The following is a 16,535-nucleotide window of genomic DNA, read 5'->3' on the forward strand; positions in this document are numbered from 1 at the left end:
TGCATGAACACGAAATTACGACAGTTCTTTATCTTTTTTATCGGGCTGGGAGTCAGCATCGGACTGGATCAGTTTACAAAACATCTGGCAGTTGTCCATCTGAAAGGGCAGAAGCCAGTTGTGCTCATTAAAGGTGTGTTTGAATTTTATTATTCTGAAAACCGTGGCGCTGCTTTTGGAATGCTGCAGGGACGGCAGGGATTCTTCTTCCTGATTGCAGCGGCAGTCATTCTGGCGGTGTTGTGGGCGGTTTACCGGATGCCGGCAGGGAGACGGTATCTGCCGCTGATGTGCAGCTTGTTTCTGCTCGTATCAGGCGCAGTTGGCAATATGATCGACCGTCTGACGCAGAAATATGTGGTGGATTTCCTGTATTTTAAGCTGATTGATTTTCCGATTTTTAATGTGGCAGATTGCTATGTGGTGATCGCGACGTTCTCGCTGATCCTTCTGTTTTTCTTCTTCTATTCGGATGAGGAACTGGAATTCCTTTCTTTTAAAGGTGCGAAAAAGGAGTCGGGACGATGATGCAGGAATATCTGGTTCCAGAAGAGGCGGCTGGAACCCGCATCGATAAATTTCTGGCGGACGCCTGCCCGGATCTGTCCCGTTCCTTTTTGCAGAAACTTCTGAAAGAGAGCAGCGTTACAGCAGACGGAAAAGCGGTTAAAAGCAGTTTCAAGGTAAATGGTGGGGAAACTATCGCCTTTGAAGTTCCAAAACCGGAGGAGGCGGCGATCGAGGCGGAAAATATCCCGTTGGACATTTTGTATGAAGATTCGGATATAATTTTAGTCAATAAGCCGAAGGGGATGGTTGTCCATCCGGCGGCAGGGCATTATACGGGGACTCTGGTCAATGCGCTGATGTACCATTGCAAGGATCAGCTCTCCGGCATCAACGGAGTCATGCGCCCTGGGATCGTCCATCGGATCGATATGAACACAACCGGCGTGCTGGTGGTGTGCAAGAATGATTTCGCCCACAATTCTCTCGCAGAACAGCTCAAGGTGCATTCGATCACCCGCGTGTATTATGCCATCGTATTTGGCAATCTGCGCGAGGATGAGGGTACTGTCCATGCACCGATCGGGCGTCATCCGACGGATCGTAAGAAAATGAGCATCCACTCCAAACAGGGGCGCGATGCGATCACGCATTACCGCGTACTGGAACGCTTCGGGGCGTATACATTTATCGAATGCCGCCTGGAGACGGGACGCACACACCAGATCCGCGTCCATATGGCAAGCATCGGTCATCCGCTTCTGGGCGATGAGGTGTACGGTCCGGCGCGGCAGCCATTTTCACTGGAAGGGCAGACCCTGCATGCGGGAGTCTTAGGCTTTATCCATCCGCGGACCGGGGAGTATGTGGAGTTTTCTGCGCCGCTGCCAGCGTATTTTGAAGAACTGCTGGAGAAGCTGCGGAAAAAAGCTGGAAAGTAAAAGTGACATGAATAGTAAGATCGTTCCGATTCGTATACACATTCTTTTCAGATAGTTTATTTCTGTGTCGCTAATAAATACCTTTTATTCCGAAAAAATGATGACTTTTCAGATAGCTTATGTTATAATAAAGGCAGAACTTGAAAGGAGTTGAGGGAGACATGAAAAAAAATTTAGTAATTACAATCGGTCGCGAATGCGGCAGCTCCGGAAGAGCGATTGGACGAAAACTGGCGGAATCATTGGGAATCAAGTGCTATGATAAAGAGCTTCTTGCACTGGCAGCGAAGAACAGCGGTCTCTGTGAAGAGCTTTTTAAGACGCATGATGAGAAACCAACCAACAGCTTCTTATATTCACTGGTAATGGACACCTATTCGATGGGTTATAATACATCGGCTTATATGGATATGCCGATCAACCACAAGATTTTCCTGGCACAGTTTGACACGATCAAGAAACTGGCAGATGAAGAATCCTGTGTCATTGTAGGACGGTGTGCGGACTATGCGCTGGCAGATTATCCGAACGTAGTGTCTGTTTTCATCTGTGCAGATGAGGAAGTGAAGATTCAGGAATTGATGAAACGTCACAATATTACCCGCGATAAGGCAAAAGATGTGATGATCAAGACCGATAAGCAGCGTTCTGGTTATTATAACTATTATTCCAGCAAACGCTGGGGCAGCTCCAAGAGCTATAACCTCTGCATCAACAGCAGTGTTGTAGGCATCGACGGTGCCGTAGAAATTATTAAGGAATTCGCCAAAAAGAAACAAGAATTTCTTAAGATAAACGAGAACGCATAAAAGTATAATTAAAACCGGTGTGTTTGAATTTCTGGTGAAGAATCAGAAAGGACGCACCGGTTTTTTGCGCCTGGATGTTTTGAAGATGAGATTGCGTTGGGGTATAAAAACAAAATAGTTACTTAAGATTTTGAATGTAGATACATGAAGAAAATGATGATGAAAGAAAGACATTCTTATATAATCCGAATGGCGCTCATGGCGGCATCGGGTATTTTATTGTGCGGGATTGCCGAAGCAGTGCGCCCGGAGGTGGATTTATCAGTCGGTGTGCCTGCTGATAAAGTTGTGATTGCAGATGGAATTTTAGACCAGGAGACACAAAATGATACAGACGAATCCTTCTGCGACCGTCTGATGAAGAAAATGGTACACCCGATTCACATGGCATCCCGATTTTTAAATGGTCTGGGGGCAGACTCAGAAGAATATGTTCCGTCGGAAACGGAGTATAACCTGATGGCGCTCCGGACGGAAGAGAGCGCTGTTGATCTGTCTGATCCATTGGCGGCATTTGAGTCTCTTCCATGGTATAAACTTGCAAAACGATTCCGGAGTATGGGGACAGAAGATACCTGGGGCGCGAAGATGTACGAAGCGCTTGGAACGCGGGATGCACAGTGGATATCGGAGATCTACGGGTGGATCCAGACGACACCGCTTACGGCTTCCCAGAAAATGGGGCTGCCAGCTGCACAGGTACTCGGCAGCTATGATCCCTCCAATCCAGAGCATAACGCGCAGGATCCGGCGAGCTGGGTAGTTCCAACTTGGAAAAATATCCGTTTCCAGATATGCGACGGAGACGGAAGGCCGACGTCCCTCGCATCCAATGCGACCGATATTTTGTCCATGGCAAATGTATATACATACAGCCTTGACTGGAAAAATACAGACCTGTTCAATACCTATATCAATCAGCTCTGGACCAGTTCCCACCAGTACCACGTGAGCATTAGCAATGTGTATTACTGTGAGGGCTGTACAGAACTGCCGGACGAGCCGGCAACAGAGGAAACAGCAGATGACGATGTGGAGAGCGGCAGTGCAGCAGGAGAGGCATCCTCGGAGGCTTTAGATGCCCAGGGCGCAGGAGACAGTCAGACAGCGGCAGAGGAGCCGTTAACGGAGAGCGAGGCGGCATCCACAGCAAATAATTATGTCAAACCGGCACAGGGACCGGGGGCTTCCACACAGGAGCAGGCAGCCGAATCAAAAGCGGCTGCGTCCCCGTCAGAGGCGACGTTCAGTGCGGAGAGCGCTGCGGCAGTTACATTAAATGAAAACGGAAAATATTGCCCGGGACATGTTGATCTGACCATTACCGTTAAGACAACCGGTCTGAAAGAGAAGCATAATCTGTTTGCACTCGATGGAACGGGAAATCAGGCTGTCGGGAACTGGCAGGGTTGGACGGAAGAAAAACAGACAGCCGCCCAGACACTCGCTGCTCAGGATTGGCAGGGAATGTACGGGCTTGCCAGTTCAGAGTTTGCACTCGGGAATCCGCTGACACCGGCAGAAATTGCATCTTACCTGGATTTACTTCCAGAGGATTTATCACCGGAGCGGCGTGCCGTTATCACATGCGCGCTCAATTCCGTTGGCAAGATTCCATATTATTATGGAGGAAAACCGAGTACAGCAGGACTTTCCGGCAATCATTTTGCCAGCGTGACAAGCCCGGATTACAAGGGACGGATTTTGTCAGGGCTTGACTGTTCTGGATGGGTCAACTGGGTATACTGGACCGCGCTTGGCAATAGAATGGGTGCCGCCAGCACCTACGAGATTGTGCGGACAGGACGGGCGATCAACAGCGCAGAGCTTCGGCCGGGCGACTTGCTTGTCCAGCTTGGCGGTGATTCGCACGTTGTAATGTTTTTAGGCTGGAACGCAGACGGAACCATACTGGGCGTACATGAATCCGGCAGTGCAAGCAATGTAACGGTCGGAAAGGTTCATGCGGTCTGGCCGTATTACCGGGCGTTTTTGGATTAAGAAGTGAATAAAGAATAAAATGAATATGAATTAGTCATAAGGGATTTTGAGCTGGATGGATGTTGCCTTTGTTTTTTGCTGGAGTGTTTGCTGGTAAATGGTAAAGGCGGCATCCATCCATTTTGTGTTTAGGTTTGTTTTTATGCTGAAATACGATATTGAATAATTCGTAAAAAGATTTATTTACAAATAAAGGGAAACATGGTATGATAGGAAGATGGACATAACTATTCGTGAAAGCCTACTTTATCGAATAGTTTGAAATATAAATATGTGTATGCACTTAATCTATTTGCTAAACTATTCATTCGTTATATTTGAAAGGATGTTCTCATGAAACTTCAACGTCTTCTAAGTTTAACCCGCCAGGCGGTTGATGACTATCGTCTGATTCAATCCGGCGATAAAATAGCTATCGGTATTTCTGGCGGTAAAGACAGCCTGACACTTTTATATGCTTTACAGGGCTTCGCCGGTTTTACCCGGAACCATTTGAACTTTGTGCTATTACAGTTGATCTGGGCTTTCAGGCACTTTCTCCGGAGGTTTCGAACCGGTTGTCGCCGACGCTTTCATCGGATGCGGCTGCATTTGATTTAAAACCGGTTCAGGAGCTTTGTGATGAATTAAACGTGCCCTACACGGTCGTCCCGACGGAAATCGGCAAGATTCTCTTTGAAACCCGTCAGGAATCCAATCCATGTGCGCTCTGTGCCAAGATGCGAAAAGGCGCTTTAAATGAAGCGGCACTGAAACTTGGCTGTAATAAAATCGCCTATGCACATCACCGCGACGACCTGATCGAAACCATGCTTTTATCCCTGATTTATGAGGGACGTTTCTATTCCTTCTCGCCGAAAACCCATCTGGACAAAACGGGATTGACTCTGATCCGCCCGCTGATGTATGTCCAGGAAGCCGATGTGATCGGATTTAAAAACAAATACCATCTTCCAGTCTGTAAAAATCCATGTCCGGTAGATGGAAAAACAAAACGCGAGTATGTGAAGCAATTAACAAAGAAACTCAACCATGATTCACCGGGGGTAAAAGATCGCTTTTTCCATGCGATTATTGATGGAAACAATCCCGGATGGCCGGAACGGACCGATCGACACCTGAAAAATTTGATACATTCGGACCTTTCATCATCACCAAAGGAGGAATTGTGATATGGCTGCACTCTCCTACCACGAACAGGAAGACATCGAAAACACAAAACGAATCCGAGGCATTCTGAAAGAGCTGCCACCGTTCTGTACCGATTTCTTCCGCGGCATTGAACCTCGTACATCAGCGCGCACCCGGCTTGCGTATGCCTATGATTTAAAGACATTTTTTGATTTCCTGAAACAAGCAAATCCAGAGCTTAAATCAAAGAAGCTGCGCGATTTGCCGCTCTCTCTTCTGGATGAAATCAAATTGATGGATCTGGAAGAATATATGGAGTATCTGAAATGTTATTCGACCGAAAAACGTGAGGATCTGATGAATACAGAGCGGGGTATCATGCGGAAAGTATCGACGGTCAAAAGCTTTTACAACTATTTTTACCGGACCGAGCGGATTCAGAATAATCCCGCTTCTCTTCTGCAGCTTCCCAAGATTCATGAAAAAGAAATTATACGCCTCGATGTTGACGAGGTGGCGCGTTTCCTGGATGAGGTTGAGGATGGCGAATGTCTGACCGAAAAACAGAAAGCCTACCATGCAAAGACCAAGCTGCGAGATCTGGCGATGATGACGCTTCTGCTTGGTACGGGGCTTCGTGTATCAGAATGTGTCGGACTGAATATCAACGATGTTGATTTCCGAAACGGTGGTCTTAGGATTCATCGAAAAGGCGGAAAGGAAGTCATCGTATATTTTGGTGCCGAGGTAGAATATGCGCTTCAGGACTATCTCAGCGAGCGTGAACATATTGTCCCAGAGGAAGGCAGCGAAGAAGCACTCTTCCTCTCCATGCAGCGTAAGCGCATTAACGTACGCAGCGTGGAAAAAATGGTCAAAAAATACGCACAGCTCGTCACACCGCTAAAAAAGATCACGCCACATAAACTCCGCAGCACCTACGGCACGAATCTGTACCGTGAAACCGGCGATATTTACCTCGTCGCAGATGTTTTGGGACACAGTGATGTCAATACGACGAAGAAGCATTATGCGGCGCTGGAGGATGAACGGCGGCGAAGTGCAAGGAATAAGGTGCAGCTGAGAGAAAAAGAGTAAAGGCAAAAAGTAAAAAAATTTTTAGGTAAAAAAGGCTAATTTCGTACTTTATTTCCGTGTAAAGTGAAAATAGTATTTTGCTAAAATAAAGTTCAAAATTCATATTTGCCAAGTAAAAACCGATGACCTCGACTGCTTATAGTCTATGCCATCGGTTTTCCTAGTTCAAGCACTCGCACTCTGCTTCATCTGTGTCTCAATAACTTCGTCTAAGTTGGCTGCTGTAGTTTGTTCACTCATAGCCTTCTGCCTCTAATAATAAACACTGCAAAGGTTTAAAATATCCTGCAACAGATCATACTCCATCTTTGCCTTATCATTCATTTGATAATTTATCAGAGCCTTTTGCGAGTACATCGCATCTACGCTTTGCGTTTTCGTTGAAAATTCCATCAAAGTATCCGGGCCAATGCCCAAACTGGTAAAAATTTTATTCAAATGCTTATCGAATGAGCTTTTACTATCTATCTCGCCATTTAAAATTTTATCTAAAGTAGGTCGAGAAATTTCTGTCTTTTTGCAGAACGATACCTTAGAGAATCCATTGCCACTGATGTAGTCCTTTAATTTTATTCCTGTCAGTTTTCTCATTTCAAAAAGTTCATCAAAACGCACTCTCTATCTCTCCCAGTAACAAATTGTCAATAGTTTTTTAATCACTTTTCTTAAAAAGGCAAAAAATAGAACGTATAGTAAACGCTATGGTGCGTTGACAACGTATAGATTATTTCCATACGCTCTATCTCTCATTTCGTAAACGTTCCATAGCAAGTACCTTGCCAGCCCAAAGTGCTGCAACATGGTTTTGCAAGCAATAATCCGCAACGTTCGCTCCTCCAGTATTCACCTGTAATCTCCATACCGCCATCTTCTCATCTCCCCGCTTTCTTCTTTAGTGCTTATCCACCTTCCGCTTCGGGAACCATCCTTTTGCCACTCTTTTTTCCTGTTCTTTCAGTTCCTTAATGCTCCAAAAGCAACTGACGCCCAAGACACCCAGGGAAACCGACCAAAGTATTTCCTGCATTCTTACGGATAGAATCATACACAAAATGCCCACCAGCAAAAATACCGGCCAACAGCGGCTTCCAAAGTAATACTCCGCATATATAACAATAGGATGGAACAATCCAATCAGAAAAAAGGTAAGCACACCAATCAATATCCCACTAAAATTCATCATAACTCCTTGTCCTTTTCCTTATACAAACAGCACATTATCGCAGACCGGCGCAACTTATCTTCTGCGTGCAACAGTCGCCCTCAACAGCATATCCAATATGCGCAAAGAAGAAGTATTGCAATATAGAACTACAACCTTCCTCTTCCATATTTTTTAAATATCTGACACATTTTTACGGATTGCATTTTTTACACGGATCATAACCTGCAGCAATCAGCGCATCCCTACTCTCTGATGAGGATTTTTTATTGCTCTCCTTCATCTGTTTGACCGACGAACAGGACGGCCGATGAAATTTCTTTGTATTGGTATTGAGGATATAGGATTCCGTGCTGGTCTGCTGAGAAGCTGCCTGCGTAACAGCCTGTGTGGCCTGCTCTGTTTCTGCCGTCTTGTTTGTTCCAGAAGCCGAGCTGTCCCCCGTCGCATAATTGATGTTAAAGGTCACTTTACCCATTTTGAGGGATGTAAAGTGACCTTCTCTTAGTCAAATATAATGCCGTTCCTTTCTTCGCAAACCTTTACAGAAAGTACAAGCATCCATGTTTCGTTTTTGATAAAGAATCCGTTGCTTTGGTGAGCACTTATAATCGTGTGCACACACTGGGCATGTCCAACAAACAGGTGTTATGCAATTATCCAAAATCTGATCAGGATCACATAACAAATAGTTATCCAAATGGTTCCACTCATTCATTAAATCCGGATGCAATACGGAAAAGGAATTAACACCCGGAAGAACTTCTTTCATTGAACAATACACACAATCCACGTTTCCCGTTGCCATATCTCGAATAGAACTTATATATTCGCCACCACAATCAGGGCATTTCCAGAGTGCTCGGTAACATGAATTATTTAAATAATGTGACATTGGTTCTTCATTATTAGAAGACCATCGCGACATTAATTCTGGATTCGTTAACTTGAATTGACATAAACTTTTTCTTAAAATCACCTCCTCGTCTACTTCCTTTCACACTATCACCTCCAGAATCACACGCGCTCAAATGACAGATATCTCGTTCCCTGAAACGTAAGTTTCCCAATGTCGCCTTCCGCCAGCATTCCATATTCTCTGCCAGAAACCGACAGTTCCATCCGGTCACCGCTCTCTACCTGAAACGTGACATAGTAGCTGGTACTTGAAGTCGAATGGTAGCCATGAGTTCCAGACAGGTCACCCGCATTTGCATGGCTATGATGTGTGATATTTTCACGCTTTGCGACGATGGTTGCACTCACCGACAAACGCGGTGACTGATTGTTTTTATGCCATGTTCCGATTCCTGTCACAAACTGGAAGATGATCATGCCAAAAACCATTATGAAGATAATCGGAAACATAAACTCAAACAGCATAAACATATAGCTCACCTCTTCTTCATCTTTCGTCCAATGATTACTCTGAGCACAAAACATACGACAATCACGAAAAGCGAGGCAGCGATATACAGTAATGCTTCTGTATACCACGGTGCAGAATACGATTCGTATAGTTTCGGAAAGCGCTTATACCCATAGAAATCCATACCCGTTTTAATCACAATTATGTAGAAACTCGCATAGATAATATATTTTAATAAATCGTATAGTCCATCGTCTCCGCGATATTCTGTTTTAACCTTTTAGCATCGGCAAACTGGAATTTTCAAATTAGTCTTTGCAAATAACCTTTGAATCTTCACCATCAATTACAATTCCCTGACGGTTGTTAATTGGGCATAGATTCAAATCCGAAAACTCAGTCATTATTTTCTCGGTAACTTTCTTAAATGGTGCTGTAAGATAATGCGGAAGAACATAGAAATCAATCAAATCAATCCCTGCATCATCTTCTTGTGAGTAGTCCTCCGGCTTTTCATCCATTTGCTCGATATATTGGATGCTTGGAGCGCATATAATTGCGCCTGCCGACTCGCCGATCATCAATTTTCCATTTGCCAATTCCTTTTTCAGCAGTCCATCAGTTCCCGTTTTACGGAGCTGGTCCATAAGAAAGAAAGAATTTCCGCCGGTAAAATATATCACATCTGCTTCTTCAAAAACAGACTGTATCGTTGAATAAGCCTCCGTTGAAATATCAATTTCAGTTACGATTGCTCCCAACTTTTTGAATAATTTTCGAGCCGAGCCGACATAACCGGTGTAGCCTTCACGCAGTGAAGCTGTTGGAATAAATGCGACTTTCTTATTTTCAATTTCTTCCTTTATCAGACTTCCTACACTTGAAAAGTGCGAACATAAAAATAGTTTCATCAATATTCTCCTTTATAAATCCCGACTTGTTACTCACATTATATCATATTTTTTCTTCAGTTACATCCACCAAATTTTAGTACACTGCCATTCGGCTTGCTTCTGTAACCGGCATCCGTTTAATCTTCTCCTGCATTTCTTCCTCGGTTGTAGTAGATTCCTGCCAGCCTCTGTTCACGATCATTTTTCTGGATCTTCTGTTGGTTCTGGAAGTCTCCGGCTGCTTTTCCTATAACGGTATGGCTTTCCGTCTGCAACTTCCGTTCCGGATTTTTCTTTGTGGATACAGAAAGCTCTTTTCCATTAATAGAACCGTTTATAACAACATATCTTTCACGCATTTACTCCGATAGTCACTCGGCGATATTTTGTATCTTTCTTTAAATGTTCGGTTAAACGTTCTTTGACTTTCAAATCCACTATCCAGTAGGAATCCGAATCACCAATGCTCAGATTTTACTTGAAACAACAACTTATTCCATCAATGAGATTTCTAAGATTGTCGGGTATGATAACCAGCTTTATTTCAGCCGACTCTTCCACAAGCTAAAAGGATATTCACCTAGAGAATACCAAAAGATAAGAAATAAGTTCTGAAAACCATAATATTATAAAAATCCAATTTATTTAAAAAGAGGATTAAAAATGTTACATTCCTAGTTTTCTTATCACAAGTTGCTTCTAATACATGATTCCCCTTAAATAAAAGATAATATAAAAAGGTCACTTTACCCATTTTGAGGGATGTAAAGTGACCTTCTCTTAGTCAAATATAATGCCGTTCCTTTCTTCGCAAACCTTTACAGAAAGTACAAGCATCCATGTTTCGTTTTTGATAAAGAATCCGTTGCTTTGGTGAGCACTTATAATCGTGTGCACACACTGGCATCGAATTCGATACAGAAGAATAGCGCCTCACTTTGGCAAAGCAAGGCGCTATTCTCTGTTACAGGAAAAATCAGGTTATTCTCCCATGATCTGAACCGTATATTTTCTTATCTTCAGTCCATCGAACTCCACAAAATAAATATCCTGGGCACTTCCGCCCGCTGTTTTTCCATCTATTACCGGAAGCACACAATGATTTCCGCAAAGCATTGACTTCAAATGTCCCGGGGCATTTCCGCTGCAGGTTCCATAGCTTGGGAGCATATGGGTATGCACGTAATCTCCGTCTGTTGGTATCAACCGTTCCAGCGTCAGTTCAATGTCCTTTTCCACACAGGGAAGGCTTTCATTTATCATAATCGCCGTAGTCGTGTGCATGGATATGACAAAAACAACTCCTGCTGTGATTCCGCTGGCAGCCACGTCCTTTTGCACCTGATCTGTGATTTTTACCATTTCAAATTCCTGTCTGCTGGCAATTTCATGCGTATAAGATTTAATAATCATAGCCTCTTCCTTTCATTCCCAGAAACACTTCCGCATTCTCTCCCAGGATTTTTTTCAGCACATCCGGACGAAGATTCAGTTTTTCCAGACCGTCCTTTGTTCTGACCTGGCGAAATCTGGGGAGGTTGGATCCGTACATCACTTTATCCATCAGATTATTCTGCAGCCATCCCGGAGCCATATTTTTCAAGAAAATCTGTTCATAATAGTTTTTGGGGCTGTCCATAAATACCGTCGCCGTATCTGTATAAACATTGGGATACTTTAACAACAGCATGCACAGCTCATCCACCCAGGGCCATCCCAGATGCGACAGGCAGAACCGAAGCGTCGGATATTCCACGGCGATATCTTCAAACAAAATCGGACGTGTATATTTTGACGGGGAATCCGGTTCCCAGCTGAAGCCGCTGTGAAACAGCACCGACTTGTCATACTTTGTGCACAGATCTAATAACGGTTTTAACCGTCTGTCATCCGGATACATATTTAAATGGGATAAATTCAGCTTCAGACCCATCAAATTCAGCTTTTCAAACGCGTCCTTCAGTTTTTCTGCCGCACATTCCTCTCGCGGATCGACACTGGCAAAGCCGATAAAGCGTTCCGGAAACAATTCTACGATCCTCTTTACTTCTTCGTTTGACACAATCGGCTGTCCCATCGATGCAGAATAATCTTCCGCAAGAATTACCGCCCGATCCACTCCGGCATGATCCATCACGGCCATGACCTGCTCCATGGGCACAGGAGATGATTTGTACAGGCCAAACGCCTTCTTTCTGAAATTCACCCTGTCCGAATCTGTACAGATCGGACCAAATAATACCGGGTGTACATGTACATCAATAATCACGAAACGACAACTCCTTTCTCTCCAAAGCTTCCTTTACACATGATAAGGTTCAAATATACTAACAATCTCAGCAGCCTTTTTCGCGCCGGAAAGCATACATTCCGGTATGCTTCTGCCCCGAAGAACTCCGCTCATAAAGCCGGCGCCATAGGAATCTCCCGCGCCTACGGTATTCACCAGCTTCGGTGCCGGTATGCACGGCTGTCGATAAAACTCTGTTCCGTCAAAAGCCAGAGAGCCTCCTTCCCCAAACGTGGCAAGCAGCACCTCGGCTCCCATGGAACAGCCCATCCGCAAAAGCTCTCTTACCTCCTCGGTCTCCTCTTCAAATGAAAAAATACCATAATTGATATTTTTTAGAATGGTCGGAACATCCTCATGCCGATACCGCTTGGAAAAATCAAAATAGATCTTCGTTCCCTTGCTTCTCATGTCCTTCAGCAATCCTGTCACATTCCACGAAAGATCGGTATGAATGTAATCCTGTGTCCGGATAAAATCCATATCCTCTCCCGTTGGCTGATATGGAATCATGACTCCTTTTTCCGCCCTGTGATGCACCCGGTCTCTGCCATTTAACAGCATCTCTATCACTGCCGTCTGTCCCCCGGGAACAATGGTAACATGTCCGGTATCTACCTTCCTTTTCTGACACGCTTCCAGCATAGACTGTCCATAGGCATCATCTCCAATCGCCGTCACCACGGACGGCACAAGCTCGGGAACCAAATCCATCAGATTAAACATCAGATCGATTCCATTGCCTGTCGGGTAACTGATATTTAAGTTTTTGTATACATCAATACAGGTGAATCCTACCGCTGCAAACCGCATAACTGCTCCTCCCTCTGTTTATCTTCGTCACTGCATATACATTTTTAAATTCCGTACATTTTTCTTATCATATTCAAACGGATTAAAATAATATGCGGCATCTGCTCCAAGCATTCCGGCATACGCTGCAAAATTCAGCGCCTGCCCCCCAGGAAACATGGTTTTTAAATGGATGTACTTATCACATACATTGTCCCCAATCCCTATTACCTTCATTTCCTTAGCTCCTTTAGTCGAACTCCTCTTCAATCGATTGATTATATATCATTATATAATGTTATATTATCATATTAGTGTTTCTGAATCATTTTGTCAATAGGATTTTATAAAAAAACAAGAAAAAAATGCAGCCACATTGAGCCTGCGCTCAACATGTCTGCATCATTCCTTTTTCAAATGAAGCGATTTGAAAATGTACTTTATTCTGTTTCGAAATAAAGTACATTCTGAAATAAAGTGCATTTTGAAATTTTTGTACTTTATGCTATAATCCTTGTATCTAAGCCATTTATTAACCACTAACTATAAAGTACAAAATTTTTTACTTTTGAAAAAGGCTAATTTCGTACTTTATTAAAAAAGCAAAAAAGGCATCGTACAAAAATTTTAAAAGTTGAACACTTGAATTTCTCACAGTTTTCACAGAAAGGAAATGTTTATGATAAAAGGAACCTTATATGGCGTAGGAGTAGGTCCGGGCGATCCGCGGCTCATGACGTATCTGGCAGTTGACACGATTCAGAAGTGCCCGGTGATTGCGGTACCGGCGGATGGAAAGGAAAATGCAGTTTCCTATAAAATTGCCAGCGGGATCGTGGAAAATCTGGATGAAAAGGAATGCTTAAACCTCACTACTCCGATGACAAAAGATAAAGCTGTTTTAAATGCAGCATACCAGGCTGCCTCGGATCAGATTATAGAGCAGCTGGAACAGGGGAAGGATGTTGCCTGCCTCACGCTCGGAGATCCGACGATTTACAGTACCTATATTTATATCCATCGGATTGTAAAAGCACATGGTTATGCAACTGAAATCATCAATGGCATTCCGTCCTTCTGCGCGGTCAGCGCCAAGCTTCAGGACAGTCTTGTCGACCGCTCAGAACAGCTTCATATTATTCCGTCCACTTATGATATTGAGGCGGCGCTGGAACTTCCAGGTACCAAGGTTCTGATGAAAGCAGCTTCCAAGATGCCGCTTGTCAAGGCGACCCTGAAAGAAAAGCATATGACAGGTACCATGATCGAAAATTGTGGTATGCCAGAGGAGCATATTTATCATAAAATCGATGAAATTCCAGATCGGGCAAGTTATTATTCGATTATTGTCGTGAAGGAAGGGAACCATGATTGAATTAAAGCATCTGACCAAAAAATACGATCATTTTCTGGCGGTCGAGGATCTGAACCTGAAAATTGAGACAGGCGAGTTCTTTGGGCTTTTGGGACCGAATGGTGCCGGAAAAACGACCACCATCGGAATGCTCTCCACTCTCCTGCTTCCGACTTCGGGTGAAATCTGGATCAACGGAGAGCTGCTGACCCGTCAGAAAAATCAGCTGAAACAAAAACTCAGTGTCGTTACGCAGGAATACTCGATGCGTCAGGATATGACGATGAACGAGATTATGGAATATCAGGGACGTCTTTATTATATGCCGATCAAAAAGATTCGGGAGCGGTCAGAGGAATTGCTGGAATTCTGCGGGTTGATCGATTATCGGAAGAGAACCGTCCGAAAGCTTTCCGGAGGCATGAAGCGGAAGCTGATGGTCTGCCGGGCACTTTTAACAGAACCGGAAATCCTTCTTCTGGATGAACCGACTGCAGGGATGGATGCATTTGCCCGCCGTCAGATGTGGAATCTTCTGAAAAAGCTGAATCAGCAAAAGCTTACCATTCTTCTGACAACGCATTATATGGAGGAAGCAGAAACACTTTGTGACCGTGTCGGCTTTATGTGCGGTGGACGTCTGGAGGAAACAGATGCTCCGGGGCATATGATAGAGACGCTGGGGCGGTATGCGGTTGATGAGACTTCACCAGATGGGCTGAAATCACACTATTTTCATGGAAAGGAGGAGGCAATTCAGTATTTGTCCGCGTCAGAACAGGAAACAGCGCTTCGCAGTACGACATTGGAAGATGTATTTCTGGAAACAATCGGGCAGCAGCTGGAATGCCGGTAAAAATGGGTATTCTTACTGTGTTATGGGAAAAATGGGTAGAATTCCGGCGGGATTTTTATAAAATCACGCTGGCTGCCATGATTGCCCCTCTTTTATATATTCTGGTGTTTGGTCTTGGAATCCAGACCATGTCGCACGGACAATCGTATCTGAACTTTCTGATTCCAGGAGTGGTTGCCCTGACGACCATGAACGGCAGTTTCAATGCTATCGCCCAGAATTTAAACGTCCAGAGATTGTACGAAAAAGCATTTGACCAGGTCATCATCTCTCCTACCCCGCTGTGGCAGTTCATCGCGGGACAGATCATCGGCGGAAGTCTCCGGGGATTATATGCGGGAGCCGTGATTATTCTTCTGATTTTGCCGATCGGAACGGGGCTCTGTTTTAACGGCTGGTCGTTCCTTCTAATGTTTTTAAACGGATCTGTGTTTTCCACAATTGGAGTTGTGGTATCTTTTTATGCCAAAAACCATGCCGATGTGCCGCGCTTTTCGAATTACGTGATTATGCCGATGGCATATCTGTGCAATACATTCTTTTCAGCCCGGAGTATGCCGGATGGTCTGCGCCAGGTGATTGAATATCTGCCGTTATCGCAGACCAGTGCGGCGCTTCGCAGCATCGCCAATCATGAGGCATTTTCTTATACAACGATTGGGATCCTGCTTCTGTATCTGGCGTGTTTTTCGGTTGCTGCGTCCTGGTTTCTGTATAAGAAAAAGAATTTATAAACACAGGATAAGGAGTTTTCTGTCTATGAAAAAAATAGGTTTCATTCTTCTGGGAATCATTTGTATCTTATTTAGCAGCCGGTGGACGTTGACGGCGCAGGCAGGTGCTGGAACGCTGCTTTCCCTGGAGGATGGTGAATATGCCATCGAGGTAACGATGACCGGAGGAAGCGGAAAGGCTTCGATCCAAAGTCCTGCTCTTCTGACGGTGACAGATGGAACGGCATACATATCCATCACATGGAGCAGTTCCAATTATGATTACATGGTGGTAGATAATAGAAAATACGAGAATGAAAGTGCCAAGGACGCAAATTCTCATTTTACGATCCCTGTTTTGGATCTGACAAAAGAACTTACAGTCAGGGCGGATACACTGGCGATGGGAACGCCTCATGAAATCGAATATACCCTTCAATTCAATACTACGTCGATTGCGTCTAAGAGCACACTTCCGCAGGAAGGGGCGAAACGTGTGCTGATGATGGCAGCCGTTATTATTATCGGTGGCGGGATTCTGAATCATATCGTAAATGAACGCCGGAAGCGGGATTATACGGGGAAACGCCGGATTTAAATTAAAAGGGATTCGTAACTG

At 44.4% G+C, this 16,535-nt stretch carries 20 protein-coding genes and 2 pseudogenes; 11 read left to right on the top strand and 11 right to left on the bottom strand.

Features of this window, described 5'->3' with window-relative positions:
* Positions 1–3: 3 nt before the first annotated feature.
* From lspA to DW085_RS03630, 6 genes and pseudogenes are all read left to right on the top strand, one after another.
* Positions 4–528, top strand: coding sequence for a signal peptidase II (gene lspA, locus DW085_RS03605; protein WP_118491387.1), 525 nt, complete (start codon positions 4–6; stop codon positions 526–528).
* On the top strand, positions 525–1,448 hold the full coding sequence (locus DW085_RS03610; protein WP_118491389.1) for an RluA family pseudouridine synthase: 924 nt from the start codon (positions 525–527) through the stop codon (positions 1,446–1,448). Before lspA ends, DW085_RS03610 begins: the two co-directional genes overlap by 4 nt.
* A gap of 161 nt (positions 1,449–1,609) precedes the next feature.
* Positions 1,610–2,257 (top strand): cytidylate kinase-like family protein, encoded by a 648-nt coding sequence (locus DW085_RS03615; RefSeq protein ID WP_022358645.1) that lies wholly within the window; start codon positions 1,610–1,612, stop codon positions 2,255–2,257.
* Between the two features lie 144 nt (positions 2,258–2,401).
* Positions 2,402–4,258 (top strand): NlpC/P60 family protein, encoded by a 1,857-nt coding sequence (locus DW085_RS03620; RefSeq protein ID WP_118491391.1) that lies wholly within the window; start codon positions 2,402–2,404, stop codon positions 4,256–4,258.
* A 333-nt stretch (positions 4,259–4,591) separates the two neighbouring features.
* A pseudogene (locus tag DW085_RS03625) lies at positions 4,592–5,430 on the top strand (tRNA 2-thiocytidine biosynthesis TtcA family protein).
* A 1-nt stretch (position 5,431) separates the two neighbouring features.
* Positions 5,432–6,487 carry a tyrosine-type recombinase/integrase gene (locus tag DW085_RS03630; protein WP_022358642.1) on the top strand — a complete coding sequence of 352 codons (1,056 nt, stop codon included), beginning with the start codon at positions 5,432–5,434 and terminating at the stop codon, positions 6,485–6,487.
* Between the two features lie 252 nt (positions 6,488–6,739).
* On the opposite strand, the gene DW085_RS03635 is transcribed toward DW085_RS03630, so the two are convergent.
* From DW085_RS03635 to DW085_RS03675, 7 genes and pseudogenes are all read right to left on the bottom strand, one after another.
* Entirely contained in the window at positions 6,740–7,102 is a 363-nt protein-coding gene (locus DW085_RS03635; RefSeq protein ID WP_106999869.1) for a helix-turn-helix transcriptional regulator, read from the bottom strand.
* Positions 7,103–7,379: 277 nt separating this feature from the next.
* Positions 7,380–7,670, bottom strand: a complete 291-nt coding sequence (locus DW085_RS03640) for a DUF4491 family protein (protein WP_015552777.1) — start codon at positions 7,668–7,670, stop codon at positions 7,380–7,382.
* Between the two features lie 172 nt (positions 7,671–7,842).
* Complete coding sequence (locus DW085_RS03645; protein ID WP_106999871.1) at positions 7,843–8,127, bottom strand: Ada metal-binding domain-containing protein; 285 nt, start codon at positions 8,125–8,127, stop codon at positions 7,843–7,845.
* Between the two features lie 539 nt (positions 8,128–8,666).
* Positions 8,667–9,038: a DUF2500 domain-containing protein gene (locus DW085_RS03655; protein ID WP_118293988.1), complete on the bottom strand. Its 372-nt coding sequence runs from the start codon at positions 9,036–9,038 to the stop codon at positions 8,667–8,669.
* A 288-nt stretch (positions 9,039–9,326) separates the two neighbouring features.
* The gene (locus DW085_RS03665) at positions 9,327–9,929 is read right to left on the bottom strand and encodes a Type 1 glutamine amidotransferase-like domain-containing protein (RefSeq protein ID WP_007888235.1); all 603 of its coding nucleotides are present in this window, start codon (positions 9,927–9,929) and stop codon (positions 9,327–9,329) included.
* Positions 9,930–10,048: 119 nt separating this feature from the next.
* Positions 10,049–10,270: a hypothetical protein gene (locus tag DW085_RS03670; RefSeq protein ID WP_118491395.1), complete on the bottom strand. Its 222-nt coding sequence runs from the start codon at positions 10,268–10,270 to the stop codon at positions 10,049–10,051.
* A pseudogene (locus DW085_RS03675) lies at positions 10,246–10,356 on the bottom strand (AraC family transcriptional regulator); the annotation flags it as partial. The pseudogene DW085_RS03675 and the gene DW085_RS03670, both read right to left, overlap by 25 nt.
* 11 nt (positions 10,357–10,367) lie before the next feature.
* Here DW085_RS03675 and DW085_RS03680 point away from each other — a divergent pair.
* Positions 10,368–10,526 (top strand): helix-turn-helix domain-containing protein, encoded by a 159-nt coding sequence (locus tag DW085_RS03680; RefSeq protein WP_333489807.1) that lies wholly within the window; start codon positions 10,368–10,370, stop codon positions 10,524–10,526.
* A gap of 366 nt (positions 10,527–10,892) precedes the next feature.
* Here the strand turns inward: DW085_RS03680 and DW085_RS03685 are convergent, their stop codons facing one another.
* Genes DW085_RS03685 through DW085_RS03700 form a run of 4 tightly spaced genes read right to left on the bottom strand, consistent with a single transcriptional unit; the run spans position 10,893 to position 13,230 of the window.
* Positions 10,893–11,324, bottom strand: a complete 432-nt coding sequence (locus DW085_RS03685; RefSeq protein ID WP_106999876.1) for a secondary thiamine-phosphate synthase enzyme YjbQ — start codon at positions 11,322–11,324, stop codon at positions 10,893–10,895.
* Positions 11,314–12,180 (bottom strand): amidohydrolase family protein, encoded by an 867-nt coding sequence (locus DW085_RS03690; protein WP_106999877.1) that lies wholly within the window; start codon positions 12,178–12,180, stop codon positions 11,314–11,316. The genes DW085_RS03685 and DW085_RS03690 overlap by 11 nt, the downstream gene beginning before the upstream one ends.
* Before the next feature lie 33 nt (positions 12,181–12,213).
* On the bottom strand, positions 12,214–13,014 hold the full coding sequence (locus DW085_RS03695) for a PfkB family carbohydrate kinase (RefSeq protein WP_118491397.1): 801 nt from the start codon (positions 13,012–13,014) through the stop codon (positions 12,214–12,216).
* 27 nt (positions 13,015–13,041) lie between these two features.
* Positions 13,042–13,230 carry a hypothetical protein gene (locus tag DW085_RS03700; protein WP_333523581.1) on the bottom strand — a complete coding sequence of 63 codons (189 nt, stop codon included), beginning with the start codon at positions 13,228–13,230 and terminating at the stop codon, positions 13,042–13,044.
* Between the two features lie 442 nt (positions 13,231–13,672).
* Here DW085_RS03700 and cobI point away from each other — a divergent pair, with 442 nt between their 5' ends.
* The 4 genes from cobI to DW085_RS03720 are packed head-to-tail and all read left to right on the top strand — an operon-like array spanning position 13,673 to position 16,514.
* Positions 13,673–14,368 (top strand): precorrin-2 C(20)-methyltransferase, encoded by a 696-nt coding sequence (gene cobI / locus DW085_RS03705; RefSeq protein WP_333523582.1) that lies wholly within the window; start codon positions 13,673–13,675, stop codon positions 14,366–14,368.
* Complete coding sequence (locus DW085_RS03710; RefSeq protein ID WP_118491399.1) at positions 14,361–15,203, top strand: ABC transporter ATP-binding protein; 843 nt, start codon at positions 14,361–14,363, stop codon at positions 15,201–15,203. Before cobI ends, DW085_RS03710 begins: the two co-directional genes overlap by 8 nt.
* A complete protein-coding gene (locus DW085_RS03715) occupies positions 15,194–15,937 on the top strand; it encodes an ABC transporter permease (RefSeq protein ID WP_243021941.1) in 744 nt (247 codons plus the stop codon). Before DW085_RS03710 ends, DW085_RS03715 begins: the two co-directional genes overlap by 10 nt.
* A gap of 25 nt (positions 15,938–15,962) precedes the next feature.
* Positions 15,963–16,514, top strand: coding sequence for a hypothetical protein (locus DW085_RS03720; RefSeq protein WP_118491401.1), 552 nt, complete (start codon positions 15,963–15,965; stop codon positions 16,512–16,514).
* The last annotated feature ends 21 nt before the right edge of the window (positions 16,515–16,535 follow it).

This window comes from Clostridium sp. AF50-3 (genome assembly GCF_003477445.1).
Taxonomy (GTDB): domain Bacteria; phylum Bacillota; class Clostridia; order Lachnospirales; family Lachnospiraceae; genus Otoolea; species Otoolea fessa.

Coding starts and splice junctions, on each gene's coding strand:
- DW085_RS03715 (WP_243021941.1), top strand. CDS start 15,194: ATGCCGGTAAAAATGGGTATTCTTACTGTGTTATGGGAAAAATGGGTA.
- DW085_RS03700 (WP_333523581.1), bottom strand. CDS start 13,230: ATGAAGGTAATAGGGATTGGGGACAATGTATGTGATAAGTACATCCAT.
- DW085_RS03620 (WP_118491391.1), top strand. CDS start 2,402: ATGAAGAAAATGATGATGAAAGAAAGACATTCTTATATAATCCGAATG.
- DW085_RS03615 (WP_022358645.1), top strand. CDS start 1,610: ATGAAAAAAAATTTAGTAATTACAATCGGTCGCGAATGCGGCAGCTCC.
- DW085_RS03710 (WP_118491399.1), top strand. CDS start 14,361: ATGATTGAATTAAAGCATCTGACCAAAAAATACGATCATTTTCTGGCG.
- DW085_RS03720 (WP_118491401.1), top strand. CDS start 15,963: ATGAAAAAAATAGGTTTCATTCTTCTGGGAATCATTTGTATCTTATTT.
- DW085_RS03630 (WP_022358642.1), top strand. CDS start 5,432: ATGGCTGCACTCTCCTACCACGAACAGGAAGACATCGAAAACACAAAA.
- DW085_RS03665 (WP_007888235.1), bottom strand. CDS start 9,929: ATGAAACTATTTTTATGTTCGCACTTTTCAAGTGTAGGAAGTCTGATA.
- DW085_RS03640 (WP_015552777.1), bottom strand. CDS start 7,670: ATGATGAATTTTAGTGGGATATTGATTGGTGTGCTTACCTTTTTTCTG.
- lspA (WP_118491387.1), top strand. CDS start 4: ATGAACACGAAATTACGACAGTTCTTTATCTTTTTTATCGGGCTGGGA.
- DW085_RS03645 (WP_106999871.1), bottom strand. CDS start 8,127: ATGGGTAAAGTGACCTTTAACATCAATTATGCGACGGGGGACAGCTCG.
- DW085_RS03670 (WP_118491395.1), bottom strand. CDS start 10,270: ATGCGTGAAAGATATGTTGTTATAAACGGTTCTATTAATGGAAAAGAG.
- DW085_RS03685 (WP_106999876.1), bottom strand. CDS start 11,324: ATGATTATTAAATCTTATACGCATGAAATTGCCAGCAGACAGGAATTT.
- DW085_RS03695 (WP_118491397.1), bottom strand. CDS start 13,014: ATGCGGTTTGCAGCGGTAGGATTCACCTGTATTGATGTATACAAAAAC.
- cobI (WP_333523582.1), top strand. CDS start 13,673: ATGATAAAAGGAACCTTATATGGCGTAGGAGTAGGTCCGGGCGATCCG.
- DW085_RS03655 (WP_118293988.1), bottom strand. CDS start 9,038: ATGTTTATGCTGTTTGAGTTTATGTTTCCGATTATCTTCATAATGGTT.
- DW085_RS03610 (WP_118491389.1), top strand. CDS start 525: ATGATGCAGGAATATCTGGTTCCAGAAGAGGCGGCTGGAACCCGCATC.